Raw genomic sequence first — 13572 nt, 5'->3', positions numbered from 1 at the left:
TTGGCCGTTTCTTGCATCCAACATAACTTCACAGCGGCTAAGTCTGGTACAATGTCCCCGGAATTCACGGAATTCATCTCATTCCTTATATCTGCGGGAAATATATGCAAAATCAAACCCGTAATGTTCATTCTTATTCATTAATTCTAGAGAATTATTTAGTGGCAGTCCTATTTCTCGTAAAATAATTGCATTGAGTAATGCCAGCAAACATCTAGTAGTATAAAAAAGATCGTCTCCTTTAAGAATTTCGCTTTTGTCATTTTTATCGTAGTGGGTAAGATAGTTTCTAGTATCTACTATAGATCTCAAGAATTTTTTGTTATTTGTGAATTTCATGAATTCAATGTCGTCTTCAATTTCACTAAATATTTGAATCAGTCGCGAAGCAAGAGAGGGTTCATGTGCGTAAGCAAGCGCACCCCTCAGTTTTTCCGCAATAAGCGGGTCCCCATTCGAGGGAAAGCTGTCCTGAAAAAGCTTTCTCTGGCTTTTATAATAGGCCTTATCTATAGAAATATTATTTAGTCGACGGCTGAAAACTTCGAGCGCCTGAACGGTAGAAAGAAATCGATCCTCAAGAAATTTTTTACCAGTCGAATTGAGAGAAAAGTATAAACTCATAACGGATGCAAATCGCTCTCTCGTCGAAATCCAATCGCCGATCGCATTTGAATTCAAAAGACAAATCTCATTCAACGAGATTACAGCAGTTGCTTTGTCCGATTCAGACTTCTGGAAATCATCTAGAATAGATCTGAAATAATATCGCGACGCCCTGCGTTTTGAAACATCTCCATCTGGATTTCTTACGCATTGTATTGACTTTATCGGCAAAAAATTGGCTGCACAAATGCAGCACATCTCTCTCAATGAGGTTGAATCGTTTATTATCTGATTCAGGCTGACTGGTTTAGCATACTTTATTGTCAAATAAGATAAACTATTTATCTGGACCGAGGTGTTAAGATTTGATTTATAATCAAAGTATCGTGAAATTGCAAATTTCAAATCATCTAATTCATATAATGATATCTCATCCATAGCTGGTAATGATATATTTAATTGATTATCATGATAATCTGCCGGAATTTGCGCAACTCCAAACACTTTGCTCGAATTGAAAATATCTAAACTACATCTATCGATAAATTTTGAATCCAAACCCTCAATATGATCTCCAAAAAGAGTTGAACCAACAAAAAAATTTGTAGATGAAAATCCTGGAAAGCCAATATTAAGGCCGTTAATCATACAGTTAAACAATGAAAATAGTTTTGATTCTTTAGTTAATCCAAAAATAGTGCCGACATTGCCATTTATTGAGGACGAATTGAATGAACCAATCAACTGGAGCGAGTATCCAATTACCGGATCAAAAGAAAGTACCCCGCCTACAGTTTTAGTGGGGTCGGATGGTAGCCACCAAACTCCTATGTATTCAGAATTTATCTCGTCCATAGCGTGATTATGATCAATTTTATAGATAATTTCAATAGCCAAGTTGCCGGGAATTTTTTTGGTCGGTGGTTTGCTGAAGCAGATGTGGATGCTGTCTGTGTCTGGGGCGCTAGCGAGGGTTTGAGTTGGGCCGTCCCGTTTGTATTTCGACCGGGGTTTCGAGAAAGTTGAACTCCAGATCCAGTCCAAGGTGAAGTGTTGTGGTGAATAGTGTGTTCCTCGACAAGATCGGGACCAGCGCGGTGAGAAGGGCCGCCCGAAAACTGATGGGTGCAGGGACGAGTCCCTGCCCGCCGGAGGCTCTTCTTGGTTCTTGCGTTTGTGCTTGCGGCGACCCCTCCGTCAGCCTTCGGCTGCCACCTCCCCTGAGAGGGGAGGAGCTTGGGAGGGGAGAATCATAAGATCAATTATCATCCCCCATCCGCAAGGCCGCGATGAACGCTTCCTGCGGGATGTCCACATTCCCGTACTGGCGCATCCGCTTTTTGCCTTCTTTCTGCTTGTCCAGCAGCTTGCGTTTGCGCGACGCGTCGCCGCCGTAGCATTTGGCGGTGACGTCCTTGCGCAGGGCGGCGATGGTTTCGCGGGCGATGACTTTGCCGCCGATGGCGGCCTGGATCGGGATTTTGAACAGGTGGCGGGGGATCAGGTCTTTCATGCGTTCGCACATGTGGCGGCCGCGGGCTTCGGCGGCGCCGCGGTGGACGATCATGGAGAGGGCGTCGACGGGCTCGTTGTTGACCATGATCGACATTTTCACGAGGTCGCCTTCGCGGTGGCCGATCTGGTGATAATCAAAGCTGGCATAGCCGCGTGAGATGGATTTGAGGCGGTCGTAGAAATCGAAGACGACTTCGTTGAGCGGCAGTTCATAGACGACCTGGGCGCGGCCGCCGACGTACGTCAGGTTTTTCTGGATGCCGCGCCTGTCCTGGCAGAGTTTCAGGATGGAGCCGAGATGTTCGTCGGGCACATAGATGGTGGCTTCGATCCAGGGTTCATCGATCTTCAGGATCGTGGACGGATCGGGCATGTCGGCCGGATTGTGCAGTTGGATCTCGGTGCCGTCGCGCTGGACGATGTGATAGACCACCGATGGCGCGGTGGTGATCAGATCGAGATCATATTCGCGGGTCAGCCGCTCCTGGATGATTTCCAGGTGCAGCAGCCCCAGGAACCCGCAGCGGAAGCCGAAGCCCAGCGCGGCGCTGGTTTCCATTTCGAAGGAGAAGCTGGCGTCGTTCAGGCGCAGGCGGCTGATGGATTCGCGCAGTTTCTCGAAATCGGCGGCGTCGGTGGGGAACAGGCCGCAGAAGACGACCGGCTGCACCTCCTTGAAGCCGGGCAGGGCTTCGTTGGCGGGGCGCTTGGCATCGGTGATGGTATCGCCGACGCGGGCCTGGGCGACTTCCTTGATCTGCGCGGTGATGAAGCCGACTTCGCCGGGGCCGAGTTCGGTGAATTGTTCGATCTTGGGCCGGAAGGCGCCGACGCGGTCCACCAGGTGGGTGCTGTCGGCGGCCATGAACTTGATCATCTGGCCTTTCTTGATGACGCCATCGATGATGCGCACCAGCACGACGACGCCGAGATAGGGATCATACCAGCTGTCGACCAGCATGGCCTTCAGCGGCTTTTCCGGATCGCCCTTGGGCGGCGGGATGCGGGTGACGATGGCTTCCAGCACCTCGACGATGCCGATGCCGGATTTTGCCGACGCCAGCACGGCGCCCGACGCGTCGAGGCCGATGATGTCCTCGATCTCCTTCTTCACCTTTTCGGGATCGGCGGACGGCAGATCGATCTTGTTGATCACCGGCACGATCTCGTGGTCATGCTCGATGCTCTGGTAGACGTTGGCCAAAGTCTGCGCTTCGACGCCTTGCGCGGCATCGACCACCAGCAGCGCGCCTTCGCAGGCGGCGAGGCTGCGCGACACTTCATAGGCGAAATCGACGTGGCCGGGCGTGTCCATCAGGTTGAGGATATAATCGAGGCCGTCGCGGGCGCGGTAATCGAGGCGGACGGTTTGCGCCTTGATGGTGATGCCGCGCTCCTTCTCGATATCCATGTTGTCGAGCACTTGTTCGGACATTTCGCGCAGCGCGAGGCCGCCCGTGGTCTGTATCAGGCGGTCGGCGAGGGTCGATTTGCCATGATCGATATGGGCAATGATCGAGAAATTGCGGATACGGCTTTGGTCTGCGGTCATCGTGCGGCTTTAGCAGGGCTGTGTCCTCATGCAACGCGACAGTTGGCCATGGTTGGCCAGCGCTTGACCGGCGCGCGTGCGCGCCATAGCGGAGCGGCACTGGATCAGGAGACCCGATTTGACGCTTTCCATCGCCATCATCGGTGCCGGCCCGGCCGGCTATTACACCGCCGAAGCCGCGCAGAAGATGTGGGGCAAGGATGTCCGCATCGACATCATCGATCGGCTGCCGACGCCCTATGGCCTGATCCGCGCTGGCGTGGCGCCGGATCACCAGTCGATCAAGGCGGTGACCAAGCGTTATGAGGCGACCAATCTGGCGCCGAACACGCGGCTGGTGGGCCATGTGATGGTCGGCCGCGATGTGTCGGTCGAGGAGCTTCTGGGCCTGTATGACGCGGTGGTGCTGTCGGTGGGTGCGCCGCTGGACAAGCCGATCGGCATTCCGGGCGACGATCTGCCGGGCGTGGTCGGATCGGCGGCGTTTGTCGGCTGGTACAATGGCCATCCGGATCATGCCGGGCTGCCGGTGGATCTGTCTCACCATGGCGCGGCGATCATCGGCAATGGCAATGTTGCCATCGATTGCGCCCGCGTGCTGGCCAAGACGGTGGATGAGCTTTCCACCACCGATATCGCCGATCACGCGCTGAAGACGCTTGCCGCCAGCGGGGTGCGCGATGTCCACATCATCGGCCGGCGCGGGCCGCATCAGGCCAGCTTCACCACCAAGGAAGCCGGCGAACTGGGCCACCTGGTGCGTGCGCATCCCATTGTGCGGCCGGGCGATTTTCCGCCGGAAGCCGAAGACGCCGCACTGGATCCCGGCCAGCGCAAGATGGTCACCCACCTGCGCGGCTTCGCCGGCCTGCCGAGGGGCGACAAACCGGTGACGATCAATTTCGAATTCTTCCGTCGCCCGGTGGCGGTGGAGGGCCATGGCAAGGCCGAGCGCCTGATCGTGGAGACGACGCGGCTTGAGAATGGCCAAGCCGTCGGCACCGGCGAATTGCATGCGATCCCGTGCGGGCTGGTCATTGCCTGCATCGGTTATCGCACCGCCGAGATTGCCGGCGTGAACTGGTCCGACAAGCTCGGCCGTTTCCCAACCGATGATGCCGGGCGGATTGCGCCGGCGCTTTATGCCAGCGGCTGGGCACGGCGCGGGCCATCGGGCACCATCGGCACCAACCGGCCGGATGGATTCTCGGTGATCGAGGCGATGGTGGCGGATGGCATCAGCGCCAGCCAGAAGGCCGGCGGGGACGGTCTGGATGCGCTGCTGAGCCAGCGCGGCGCGCGACCCACCGATTTTGCCGACTGGCAGCGCATCGAAGCCGCCGAAGTCGCTGCCGCCCGCGCCGGTGCGCCGCGCGAGAAGATCACCGACATTGCGGCCATGCTGGCGGCTATCTAACGGGCGTCGTGGCGCGGGGTCAGGCCCGGTCGCATCGGGCTGGAATTGGCGCTGAATTGGTCTGGCGCGGTGCCGGCCCAAAAATGCCGATCAAATGCCAGATGCCGGGTTTCAGCGGTTGCGCGGGAACCGATGCGCCGTTATAGCCGCAACTCCGCAGCGTCGGGGCGTAGCTCAGCCTGGTAGAGCGCTGTCTTCGGGAGGCAGAGGCCGGAGGTTCGATTCCTCTCGCCCCGACCAGCGGATGACGAGGGAAGGGTTCCCGGCCCTTCCCACCCCAACGCCTGGTCTCGATTGCGCTCAGATTGCGCTCAGATTGCGCGTCCTTCCCTGCGGACCTGATCCCGGTGGAGTGCCGGCGGTGGCAACGCAGGAAACTTGTCGATACCGCCGCTGGATTGCCGCCAAAGGCTGATTGTGAAATCGCGCCGGCCTTGCTAACCCGTTGGCCAACAAGATAACGCAGACGGGGGTCATCATGCGGTTGGTTCGGTTGGCGATGCTGGTGGGTGCCAGCGTGCTGGTGACGGCTTGTGGCGGCAGCGGATCGGGCGGTGGCCTGGTGATCACCAATCCGCCCGCGCCCGCTCCGACACCGACGCCGACACCGACACCGACACCGACGCCAACGCCCACCCCGACACCGACGCCAACGCCCACCCCGACACCGACGCCCACCCCGACACCAACGCCAACGCCAACGCCAACGCCCACCAACAGCTCGCTGATCGGCCTGTCTGCCAGCCAGAGCTTTCCCACCGACGCGGTGACCGGGACGGTGACGGTCAACCGCACCACGGAAGCCGCCACGGCCACGGCGGCGCGCGCCACGGTGACCATCGCCTACAGCCAGGCGACCGGCGGCTATACGGTCACGGTGGGATCGCGCAGCCAGAGCTTCCTGCCCGGCGATCTGGATGCAGCGCAAAGCAGCCCTGGCGCTGCGGTCTATATCCGCCGCAATGGCACCACGACGGACAGCCTGACGCTCACCCGCGCCGCCACGTCGGGCCGGTTGACCTTCCAATATGTCGGCGCCGGTTTCTGGCAGCGCACGGTGGAAAACAGCGCCACGGTCGACGGCAGTTTCGATGCCTTCACCTATGGCTTTCCCACCCTGGCTGCGGCCATGCCGCGCACGGGCAAGGCCAGTTATGATATTGATCTGCTCGGCGTGATCTCGCCCCAGCAGGCCATTTCGGGGGGCGGCACGTTGCAGGTGCTGTTCGACAATGGCCTGATGCTGATCAGTGGCACGCTTGATCCCAACGTCGGCAGCCCGCGCGCCGAAGCCTTCACCGGCGATGCCCGCATCACCAGCGGCACCAGCTTCACCGGCAATCTGGGCTTTTTCCAGTTCGGCCAGTTCAACGGCACGCTGGATGGCCGTTTCTATGGCCCGGAAGGGCAGGAGGTCGGCGCGGCCTTTGCGCTGGCGGAAGCCGGCGGCCGGCGGGCGGTGGGCACCATCACCGGCCGGCGCGGCACCGGCGTCGGCGGCAACACCAGCCTGGCTGCACAGACACTCAGTGATTTTTACCCCGGTTCAGGCGGCCGGCTGGGTGCGCGCATCACCGGCACATCGGGCACCAACACCACGCCCACCACCTATGCCAATCTGTCGGCCGCCAACGGCGATTTCACCGTGAATTATAATGCCGGCACCCGCAAATACACGGTGGTGGCCGGTGATCGCAGCCTGCCCGAAGGCACCAGTGCGGGCGGCACCGTCACCGAAAGTTTCGAACGCGCCAGCTATTCCAACCGCTTGAATCTGGTCGGCGGCAGCGGCGGTGCGGTGTTTGACACGTTGCGCTATGTCGCTGGCGGGGTGTGGACCAAGCGCAGCGGTGCCGGTGCCAACACCGATTATCTGATCGATGAACTGGTGTTCGGCATCCGCACGCCACTGGCCGGCATGCCGCGCACGGGCGAGGCTGCCTATAATTTCGCTATCCACGGCACCGCGGCCGATCCGGATCAGCGCAATTTCATGTTCGTGGGTGGCAGCGGCGTTTTGCGGGCCAATTTTGCTTCGGGCGCGATCAACATGGCCGGCTCTGCCCGCTATCGCGAGAACAGCACGATTTCGGGCTTTCCGCCGGTGCAGGCCGATGGCAGTTTCACTGCCACGGCCAGCATCGCATCGGGCAGCAACGGCTTTGCCGGCACCGCCACGCTGGCCGGCCTGGGCAATTATACCGGGCCGATCAGCGGCAATTTCTTTGGCCCGGCCGCCGATGAGGTAGGCGGCGCGTTCAGCCTGTCTGATGGCAGTGGGCGGCTGGTCGGCAGTTTCATCGGCATCAAGGATGATGGCCTGCTGGCCGCCGGGCAGCCGCTGCTGAATGTTGCCAGCCCGACCACGTTCGAACAATTTCCGATCGCCATGACCGATGGTGTTGGCCGCGCGCCCGCCGGCACGGTGGTGATCTATTCGCCTGCCACCGCATCCTATCGGGTGACGGGCGACGCGTCCGAATTTGCCCGCGTTGGCATCACCACTGCATTTCTCACCGAATTCGGCCCGGCCAACCGCCTCGCCAGCCAGACCAATGCGACCTTCACCGTGGGGCGCACCATCATCGAAGGCCCGCCGACGCGCCGCCAGATCACCGGCCGGCTGTTCAACCCCGGCAGCGGCAACACCACATTGGCGTTGACCTACACCAGCTTCGTGGATGTACTGGTGCAGGAGGTGGACGCCGCCGGCCAGCCGATCAGCCCGCGCGGCTACAGCCGGATGTGGCTGCCGTTTGGCGTCGCGACGCCGGCCGCCGCCCTGCCGCGCACCGGCACCGCCACGTACAACGGGGTCGCCTATGCCCAGGGCGTGACGCCGACCAGTTTCAATGTGGAAGCCAGCGGCACCAGCCGGATGGTGGCCAATTTTGCCGACAACAGCTTCACCGCCAGCGTGACGTTGAGCGATGTCGCGACCGGCTCGGCGTTTGCGCCGTTCAATTTTGGCGGCTTCATCGCCACCAACGGCTTTTCCGGCAATGGCAACAACGGCAATATCGGACAGTTTTCCGGCCGCTTCTTTGGCCCGGCCGCCAATGAATTTGGCGCCGCGTTCGATGCCACCCGCGATGATGCCAATGGCCGCACCACATTTTCGGGCGTTGCCGTCGGCCGGAAGGATTGATCCAGCGTGCCGCTGTGGTTGATCGCGGCCGCGCTGGCCGGGCCGGCGGCTGCGCCCGAACCAGCACCGGCACCGGCACCGCCCGCCGCCGTGACCCTGGATCTGGGCGCGGCGCAGGTGCTGGAACTGGCCAGCGCCAAGGCCGAAGCGGGCGATGTGGCCGGCGCCATCACCCTGTTCACCGCACTGGCCAGGGATCCGGATGTCGATATCCGCAGCGAAGCGCGGTTTCGCCATGGCCGGCTGCTGGAAGCCCAGCGCCAGTTTGGCGATGCCGCCGTGCTGTACCGCGCCATCCTGGATGAACGCCCCGATGCCCAGCGCGTGCGCCTGCAACTGGCGCAGGCGCTGTTGCGGGCGGGCAAGGAGGGCGCGGCCGCGCAGGCGCTGCGCCAGGTCCAGGCGGGCGGGTTGCCGCCCGATATCACCCGCATCGTCGCCCAGTTTCAAAGTGCGCTGCGCGCGGTGCAGCCGGTGGGCGGATCGTTGGAAGTGGCGCTGGCGCCCAGCAGCAATGTCAACCGCGCGCCGCGCAGCGCCACGCTGGACACGATCATCGCGCCGCTGCAGCTTTCAGACGATGCCCAGGCGCAATCGGGGCTGGGGGTGAAGCTGGCCGGGCAGGGCTTCGTACGGTTGCCGATCAGCAACCGGCTGCGCTGGACGGCGCGGGCATCGGGCCAGGGGTTTTTCTATGGCCAGGCCCAGTTCAACGATATTGCCGGCAGCGTGGAAACCGGGCTGGAATGGCGCATTGGCCGGTCCCGCCTGCAGTCGAGCTTTGGCCATACGCGGCGCTGGTTTGGCGGGCGGCCCTTTACCACCGCCAACACCGCCAGCCTGAACTGGTTGCGGCCGTTGGGGCCACGCACGCAACTGGATGTGTCGGCCAGCGCCGGCCACACAGATTTTGGCCAGAATGATCTGCAGGATGGGGCCGCCATCGATCTGGCCGTGGGGCTGGAACGGGCCTTTGATGCCCGCAGCGGCGGCCGCATCAGCCTGGCGGGGCAGCGGCTGGCCGCGCGCGATCCGGGCTATGCCGCCGTGGGCGGCGGGGTGAACCTGCTTTATTATCGCGAGATCGGGCGTTCCACGCTGTTCGGTTCGGCCGGCGTGTCGCATCTTGGCGGCGATGACCGGCTGTTCCTGTTTCCCAAACGCCGCATCGAATGGCTGGTGCGTGCGGCGGCCGGGATCACGCTGCGGCAGGTGCAGGTGCGGGGGTTTTCCCCGGTTATCAGGGTCAGCCACGAGCGCAATTTTTCAACCGTGGGCCTGTTCGATTTCGCCCGCACCGGCGTGGACGTGGGCATCACCCGCGCCTTCTAGGTTCAGGACAGGTCCGGGCTGCCTCAGCGGTCGGCACCGCCATAGTGCAGCGCGTTGAACAGGAATTTGAACGTGCCATAGGCTTGGGCGCGCTGGACGACTTCTGGGCCGAGCAGGAACAATTTCCCGCGCTCCACGTCGATGTCGGCCACGGCGATCGTGCCGGCCAACTGCTCCTGCCCCACCGCCCAGCCGCTGCGCAGCAGGGAGCGGCCCTCGAACCAAGACACCGGCACGGCCGCGCCCGTGCCCATGGCCGGCACGAAGGTGGGGGAGCGGTTGAAGAACAGGTCGACTTGCGTTGGCAGGCCATAGGCCAGCGGTTGCCGGTTATCGACCTGCGCCCGCAGCACGGATCCGGGGATGAAGAATTCCTTGGTGTCGGGCGCGCGGCTCTCGCCATTCACCGTGCGGCTTTGCGCCAGCGCCAGCGGGGCGCCGAACAGTTCGGCCAGCCGCGCCGAACCGCCGATCGCCACCACGGCGCCGCCGGCCCGGAAATATTCCTTCAGCGCCGGCACGGTTTTCGCATCCGTCAGCGTGCCGGTCGCGGCCTTCCATTCGACCGGCGTGTCCTCCGGCTTGGGCTGCGGCGATGGCCGCTCGCTGCCCCAGGCGCCGTCACCGGGCAGGGCGCCATCGGCAAACAGCAGCACGTCGAAATTGCGCTTCAGGCCGCCGGCTTCGACCCGCTGCGGGTAGATCACTTCGAACGGAAATTCATATTGTTCCAGCACCCAGCGCGTCCAGCCCGCGGTCATCAGGCCGCCATAACGATCAACCAGGCCGATCCGCACCGGTCGCAGCTTCACGGTGGCGGCCGCCGGCGGCCGGGCGACGGCGTGCGCTACCAGCCCCAGTTCCATAACAGCCTTGCCGATGATGGCGCTGGCCGCGCCGGAGGCTGGCACCCAGATGGCGCCGGGGGCGAGGCTATCGTTGCCGAGCGTCATCGCCGCCTTCACCCAGGCCGGCTGCACCCCGGCCTTGAGCAGGCGATTGGTGAGGATCGCGCTGTTGTTGGTTTCGTGGCCGATCAGCCAGCCTGCGCGGCCGTTGCCGACAATGCGACCCGGCGACGGCCGCATCAGATCATCGACGGCGGCGAAATTGCCCGCCACCGGATCGAGCACGCGATCAAACTGCACGCCCATCTGATAGGCCAATGTGTAACCGGCCACGTCATAGGGCGCGGTGGGCGCGCCGCCGGGATAGGGCACATCGTTGGGATGGTCCTGCGGTTCGAACATGTCGAGCACGTGCGGGCGATAGGCCTGCGCGGTGCGCACGATGAAGCTGCCGGCGGCATAGCGCTTGCCGCCCGCCGTGAACGGCGCGGCGGCGCGCTCGACCTCCACGCCGTTCTTGATCAGCGCGTTGAGGAAGGTGATGGTGGTCGGCCCGTCGCGCTGATCGGCGGGGATGATATAGGCGCGGGCATCGCGATCTTCGGGGGCCTGGAGCAATTTGGCGTAAAGCGCCGGATCGACCTTGCGCGCGCCGCCGCCGGGCAGGGGTGTGGCCTCGGCCAGCCGCTCCACCTTGGTCGGCGTGATGGTCCAGCTGTCGCGGCTGCCGCGTTCGATGCTGTTGGCGCCCATGCGCCAGATGTTGAACAACAGCCGTTCGCGGTTGCGCGATGCATAATCCAGCACGGCGCGGTTGAGCGTCCATTGATAATCGAGCGTATCCTGCAGATGCCAGGCGCGCGGGGCGATGGGCAGCATTTCATCGCCGCGCGGCAATTGCGTGGCCGGCACCAGCGGGATGGTGGTTGGCGTCGGGCCACCGATGATCTCGGTCAGCAGGCCGATGCTGTTGTGGAAATAGGCGACACTGCGTTCCATGCCGTTGTGCCAGGTGGAATAGCGCGCGGCGCTGCGCATGCCAGAGCCAGCCTTGCCTTCGGCGATCAGCCGCGAATGCATCGCCGCGCCGACCTCGTTCAATTCGGTCATGACGATCGGATCATAGTTGAAATTGAACGGGTCGCGGAACGGCGGCACGAACACCACCATGCCTTCCGGCCCGGTCTGGTGCTGGTTGTAGACGATCTGCGGGTACCATTGCCGGAACAGCACGCGGTTGACGTTTTCGGTCTCCGGCATCTGCGCCATATAGCTGTCACGATTATTGTCGTGGCCGATATATTTCTGGTAAAGCCTTGGCAGCGTTGCGAATTCCCGTTTCTTGGGGTCGGCTGAACGCATGTACCAGTTGCTCACCAGTTCCATGCCATCGGGATTGTCGTGGCCGAACAGGATGATGCAGTCCTCCAGCATGCGCATGGTTTCGGCATCATTCTGGGTGAGCATCCGGTGCAGCACCTGGATCTGGCCCTGCGAGGTCACGGTTTCGGAGGCGTGCAGCCCGGCATCGATCCACACGATGGCCTTGCCCTGCGCCGCCAGGGTCCGCGCCTGGGCTTCATCCAGCCCCCGTGCCTTCGCCAGCTGCTGGGCGATGCGGCGATAATCCTCCAGCTTGGCCAGATTGGCCGGTGTGGAGACGATCGCCACCCACATTGTGCGGCCTTCGGCGGTCTTGCCGATGTCGATCAGCTTCATGCGATCGGATTCACTGGCCAGCTTGCGCAGATAGGCTTCATACTCGCCATAATTGGCGAGGTAATAATCGCTGCCGGGCGCCTGCTTGAAGAAATCCTTCGGCGCTGTCTGCGCCGCAGCCGCCACCGGCAGGCCGAGCAGCAGGGCCGCAATCAGAAACCGGTGCGCTGTCATTATTGTGCTCCTGCCCGGCGGGCGGTGATGGCCACGTCGATCTCGTCGGGGCGTGGGTTGATGAAATCGAGGCGGGTGCGCCCATCGGGCGTCAGGCTGATGGCCGCGGGGATGGTGGAATTGCTCAGTACCCAGCCGGCCGGCAGCACGACGGCATTGTCCGGGCGGCCAAAGGCGCGGTGCCAGACCAGTTCGCCCTCAACCACGCGGTAACGATCGGGATCGGTGTAGGTTTCGGCGATGCGGATGCGGCGGCTGGTGCCGGCGGTGACGGCGGGAAAACGGAACACCACGGCGGTGGTGTCGGGCGTCACCTTGGTTTCGCGGGGATCGATGGCGGTGATCGCCGCGCCGCGCACCAGTTCGGTGGTGAGCGCCGCACCGGTATCGAGATCGCGCGCCGACGGGTTGGAGACGGTGCTGCCGGCGCGCACGACATTGACATAGGCGCCAACGCCCGCCCGCTCCTCGGTGTAATCATGGGTCAGGTCGAAGCTATGGGTTTCGGGCTGCTGCAGATAATAGACGATCTCGCGGGTTTGCGACGCGCGCTCGCGCAAGCTGGCCGCCATGCTCGATCCTTTGGCGAGCGGGCCAGCGACGGGCAGCGCGCGGATGCGCAGCGGCATCGGCGCTGGCATGGCGTTCCAGAACGACACCGCGATGCGGCCATCACCCTGCTGCAACACCTGCACCGGCACGTTCACGGATGCCAGGCGATAGCCCGGCGGCAGCACGACCATGTTGCGCTTGATGCCCAATGAGCGATCAAAAATGATCGCGTCACCGTCGGCGAAATAGGTCTTCGCGTCTTCATAGGTCTTGTCGATGCGGATGCGCGCGCCGCCGCCTTCGGGCACCGGCCGCGCCAGCGTGACGGCGATATAGTGGCTGTCGGGGGTGGCACTGGTCACGCCGCCGGCTTTCGCCACATCGCCGCTCACCTCGGCAAAGGCCAAAGGCTTGCCAGTGGCGGCATCGATGACGGATTCGTCACTGGCGATGCTGCCGGTGCGGATCGGGTTGTAATAGGCGGTGGCGCCCGGCGTGGTGGCGGTGATGTCGTAAATGATGCGGAACTTGTGCGTGCCCGGGGCGAGCAATTCATAGCGCGTGTAGGCGCCGGCATCGGTCTGGCGCGGCGCGGCCGCTGCGGCCGTCGCGAGGCCCAGCAACAGGATCATCGTGCCAACCCTGGCACAGTGCGCTTGTATCGGACCCATGTGCCAACCCCCTGAATGTGCACAGCGTGGCCGAGGCT

The 13572-nt window shown here is 62.3% G+C and carries 7 protein-coding genes and 1 tRNA gene; 4 read left to right on the top strand and 4 right to left on the bottom strand.

Annotated elements, in window-relative coordinates:
• Positions 1-78: 78 nt before the first annotated feature.
• Both ABWP22_RS08235 and lepA read right to left on the bottom strand, forming a co-directional pair.
• Positions 79-1461 carry an ApeA N-terminal domain 1-containing protein gene (locus ABWP22_RS08235; protein WP_353199482.1) on the bottom strand — a complete coding sequence of 461 codons (1383 nt, stop codon included), beginning with the start codon at positions 1459-1461 and terminating at the stop codon, positions 79-81.
• A gap of 403 nt (positions 1462-1864) precedes the next feature.
• Positions 1865-3673: a translation elongation factor 4 gene (lepA, locus tag ABWP22_RS08230; protein WP_353199481.1), complete on the bottom strand. Its 1809-nt coding sequence runs from the start codon at positions 3671-3673 to the stop codon at positions 1865-1867.
• Between the two features lie 118 nt (positions 3674-3791).
• On the opposite strand from lepA, the gene ABWP22_RS08225 reads away from it, so the two are divergent.
• The 4 genes from ABWP22_RS08225 (at position 3792) to ABWP22_RS08210 (ending at position 9570) form a co-directional block, all read left to right on the top strand.
• Positions 3792-5090 (top strand): FAD-dependent oxidoreductase, encoded by a 1299-nt coding sequence (locus ABWP22_RS08225; protein ID WP_353199480.1) that lies wholly within the window; start codon positions 3792-3794, stop codon positions 5088-5090.
• A 163-nt stretch (positions 5091-5253) separates the two neighbouring features.
• Positions 5254-5330 (top strand) — tRNA-Pro (locus ABWP22_RS08220).
• Between the two features lie 238 nt (positions 5331-5568).
• Entirely contained in the window at positions 5569-8238 is a 2670-nt protein-coding gene (locus tag ABWP22_RS08215; RefSeq protein ID WP_353199479.1) for a transferrin-binding protein-like solute binding protein, read from the top strand.
• A gap of 6 nt (positions 8239-8244) precedes the next feature.
• The gene (locus tag ABWP22_RS08210; protein WP_353199478.1) at positions 8245-9570 is read left to right on the top strand and encodes a tetratricopeptide repeat protein; all 1326 of its coding nucleotides are present in this window, start codon (positions 8245-8247) and stop codon (positions 9568-9570) included.
• 23 nt (positions 9571-9593) lie between these two features.
• Here ABWP22_RS08210 and ABWP22_RS08205 read toward each other — a convergent pair whose 3' ends face one another.
• Together ABWP22_RS08205 and ABWP22_RS08200 are read right to left on the bottom strand one after the other, a co-directional pair.
• Positions 9594-12311, bottom strand: coding sequence for a M14 family metallopeptidase (locus tag ABWP22_RS08205; protein ID WP_353199477.1), 2718 nt, complete (start codon positions 12309-12311; stop codon positions 9594-9596).
• Positions 12311-13495 (bottom strand): hypothetical protein, encoded by a 1185-nt coding sequence (locus ABWP22_RS08200; RefSeq protein ID WP_353199476.1) that lies wholly within the window; start codon positions 13493-13495, stop codon positions 12311-12313. The genes ABWP22_RS08205 and ABWP22_RS08200 overlap by 1 nt, the downstream gene beginning before the upstream one ends.
• Positions 13496-13572 lie beyond the last annotated feature (77 nt).

It is taken from the genome of Sandarakinorhabdus sp. (assembly GCF_040398665.1).
Classification (GTDB): Bacteria; Pseudomonadota; Alphaproteobacteria; order Sphingomonadales; family Sphingomonadaceae; genus Sandarakinorhabdus.
The sequence above is the reverse complement of the archived record's forward strand: the minus strand, read 5'-3'. Positions and strand labels throughout refer to the sequence as shown.

What these genes read in the sequence shown, in the direction of transcription:
- ABWP22_RS08235 (WP_353199482.1), bottom strand. Translation starts at nt 1,461, where the DNA reads ATGGACGAGATAAATTCTGAATACATAGGAGTTTGGTGGCTACCATCC.
- ABWP22_RS08200 (WP_353199476.1), bottom strand. Translation starts at nt 13,495, where the DNA reads ATGATCCTGTTGCTGGGCCTCGCGACGGCCGCAGCGGCCGCGCCGCGC.
- lepA (WP_353199481.1), bottom strand. Translation starts at nt 3,673, where the DNA reads ATGACCGCAGACCAAAGCCGTATCCGCAATTTCTCGATCATTGCCCAT.
- ABWP22_RS08215 (WP_353199479.1), top strand. Translation starts at nt 5,569, where the DNA reads ATGCGGTTGGTTCGGTTGGCGATGCTGGTGGGTGCCAGCGTGCTGGTG.
- ABWP22_RS08205 (WP_353199477.1), bottom strand. Translation starts at nt 12,311, where the DNA reads ATGACAGCGCACCGGTTTCTGATTGCGGCCCTGCTGCTCGGCCTGCCG.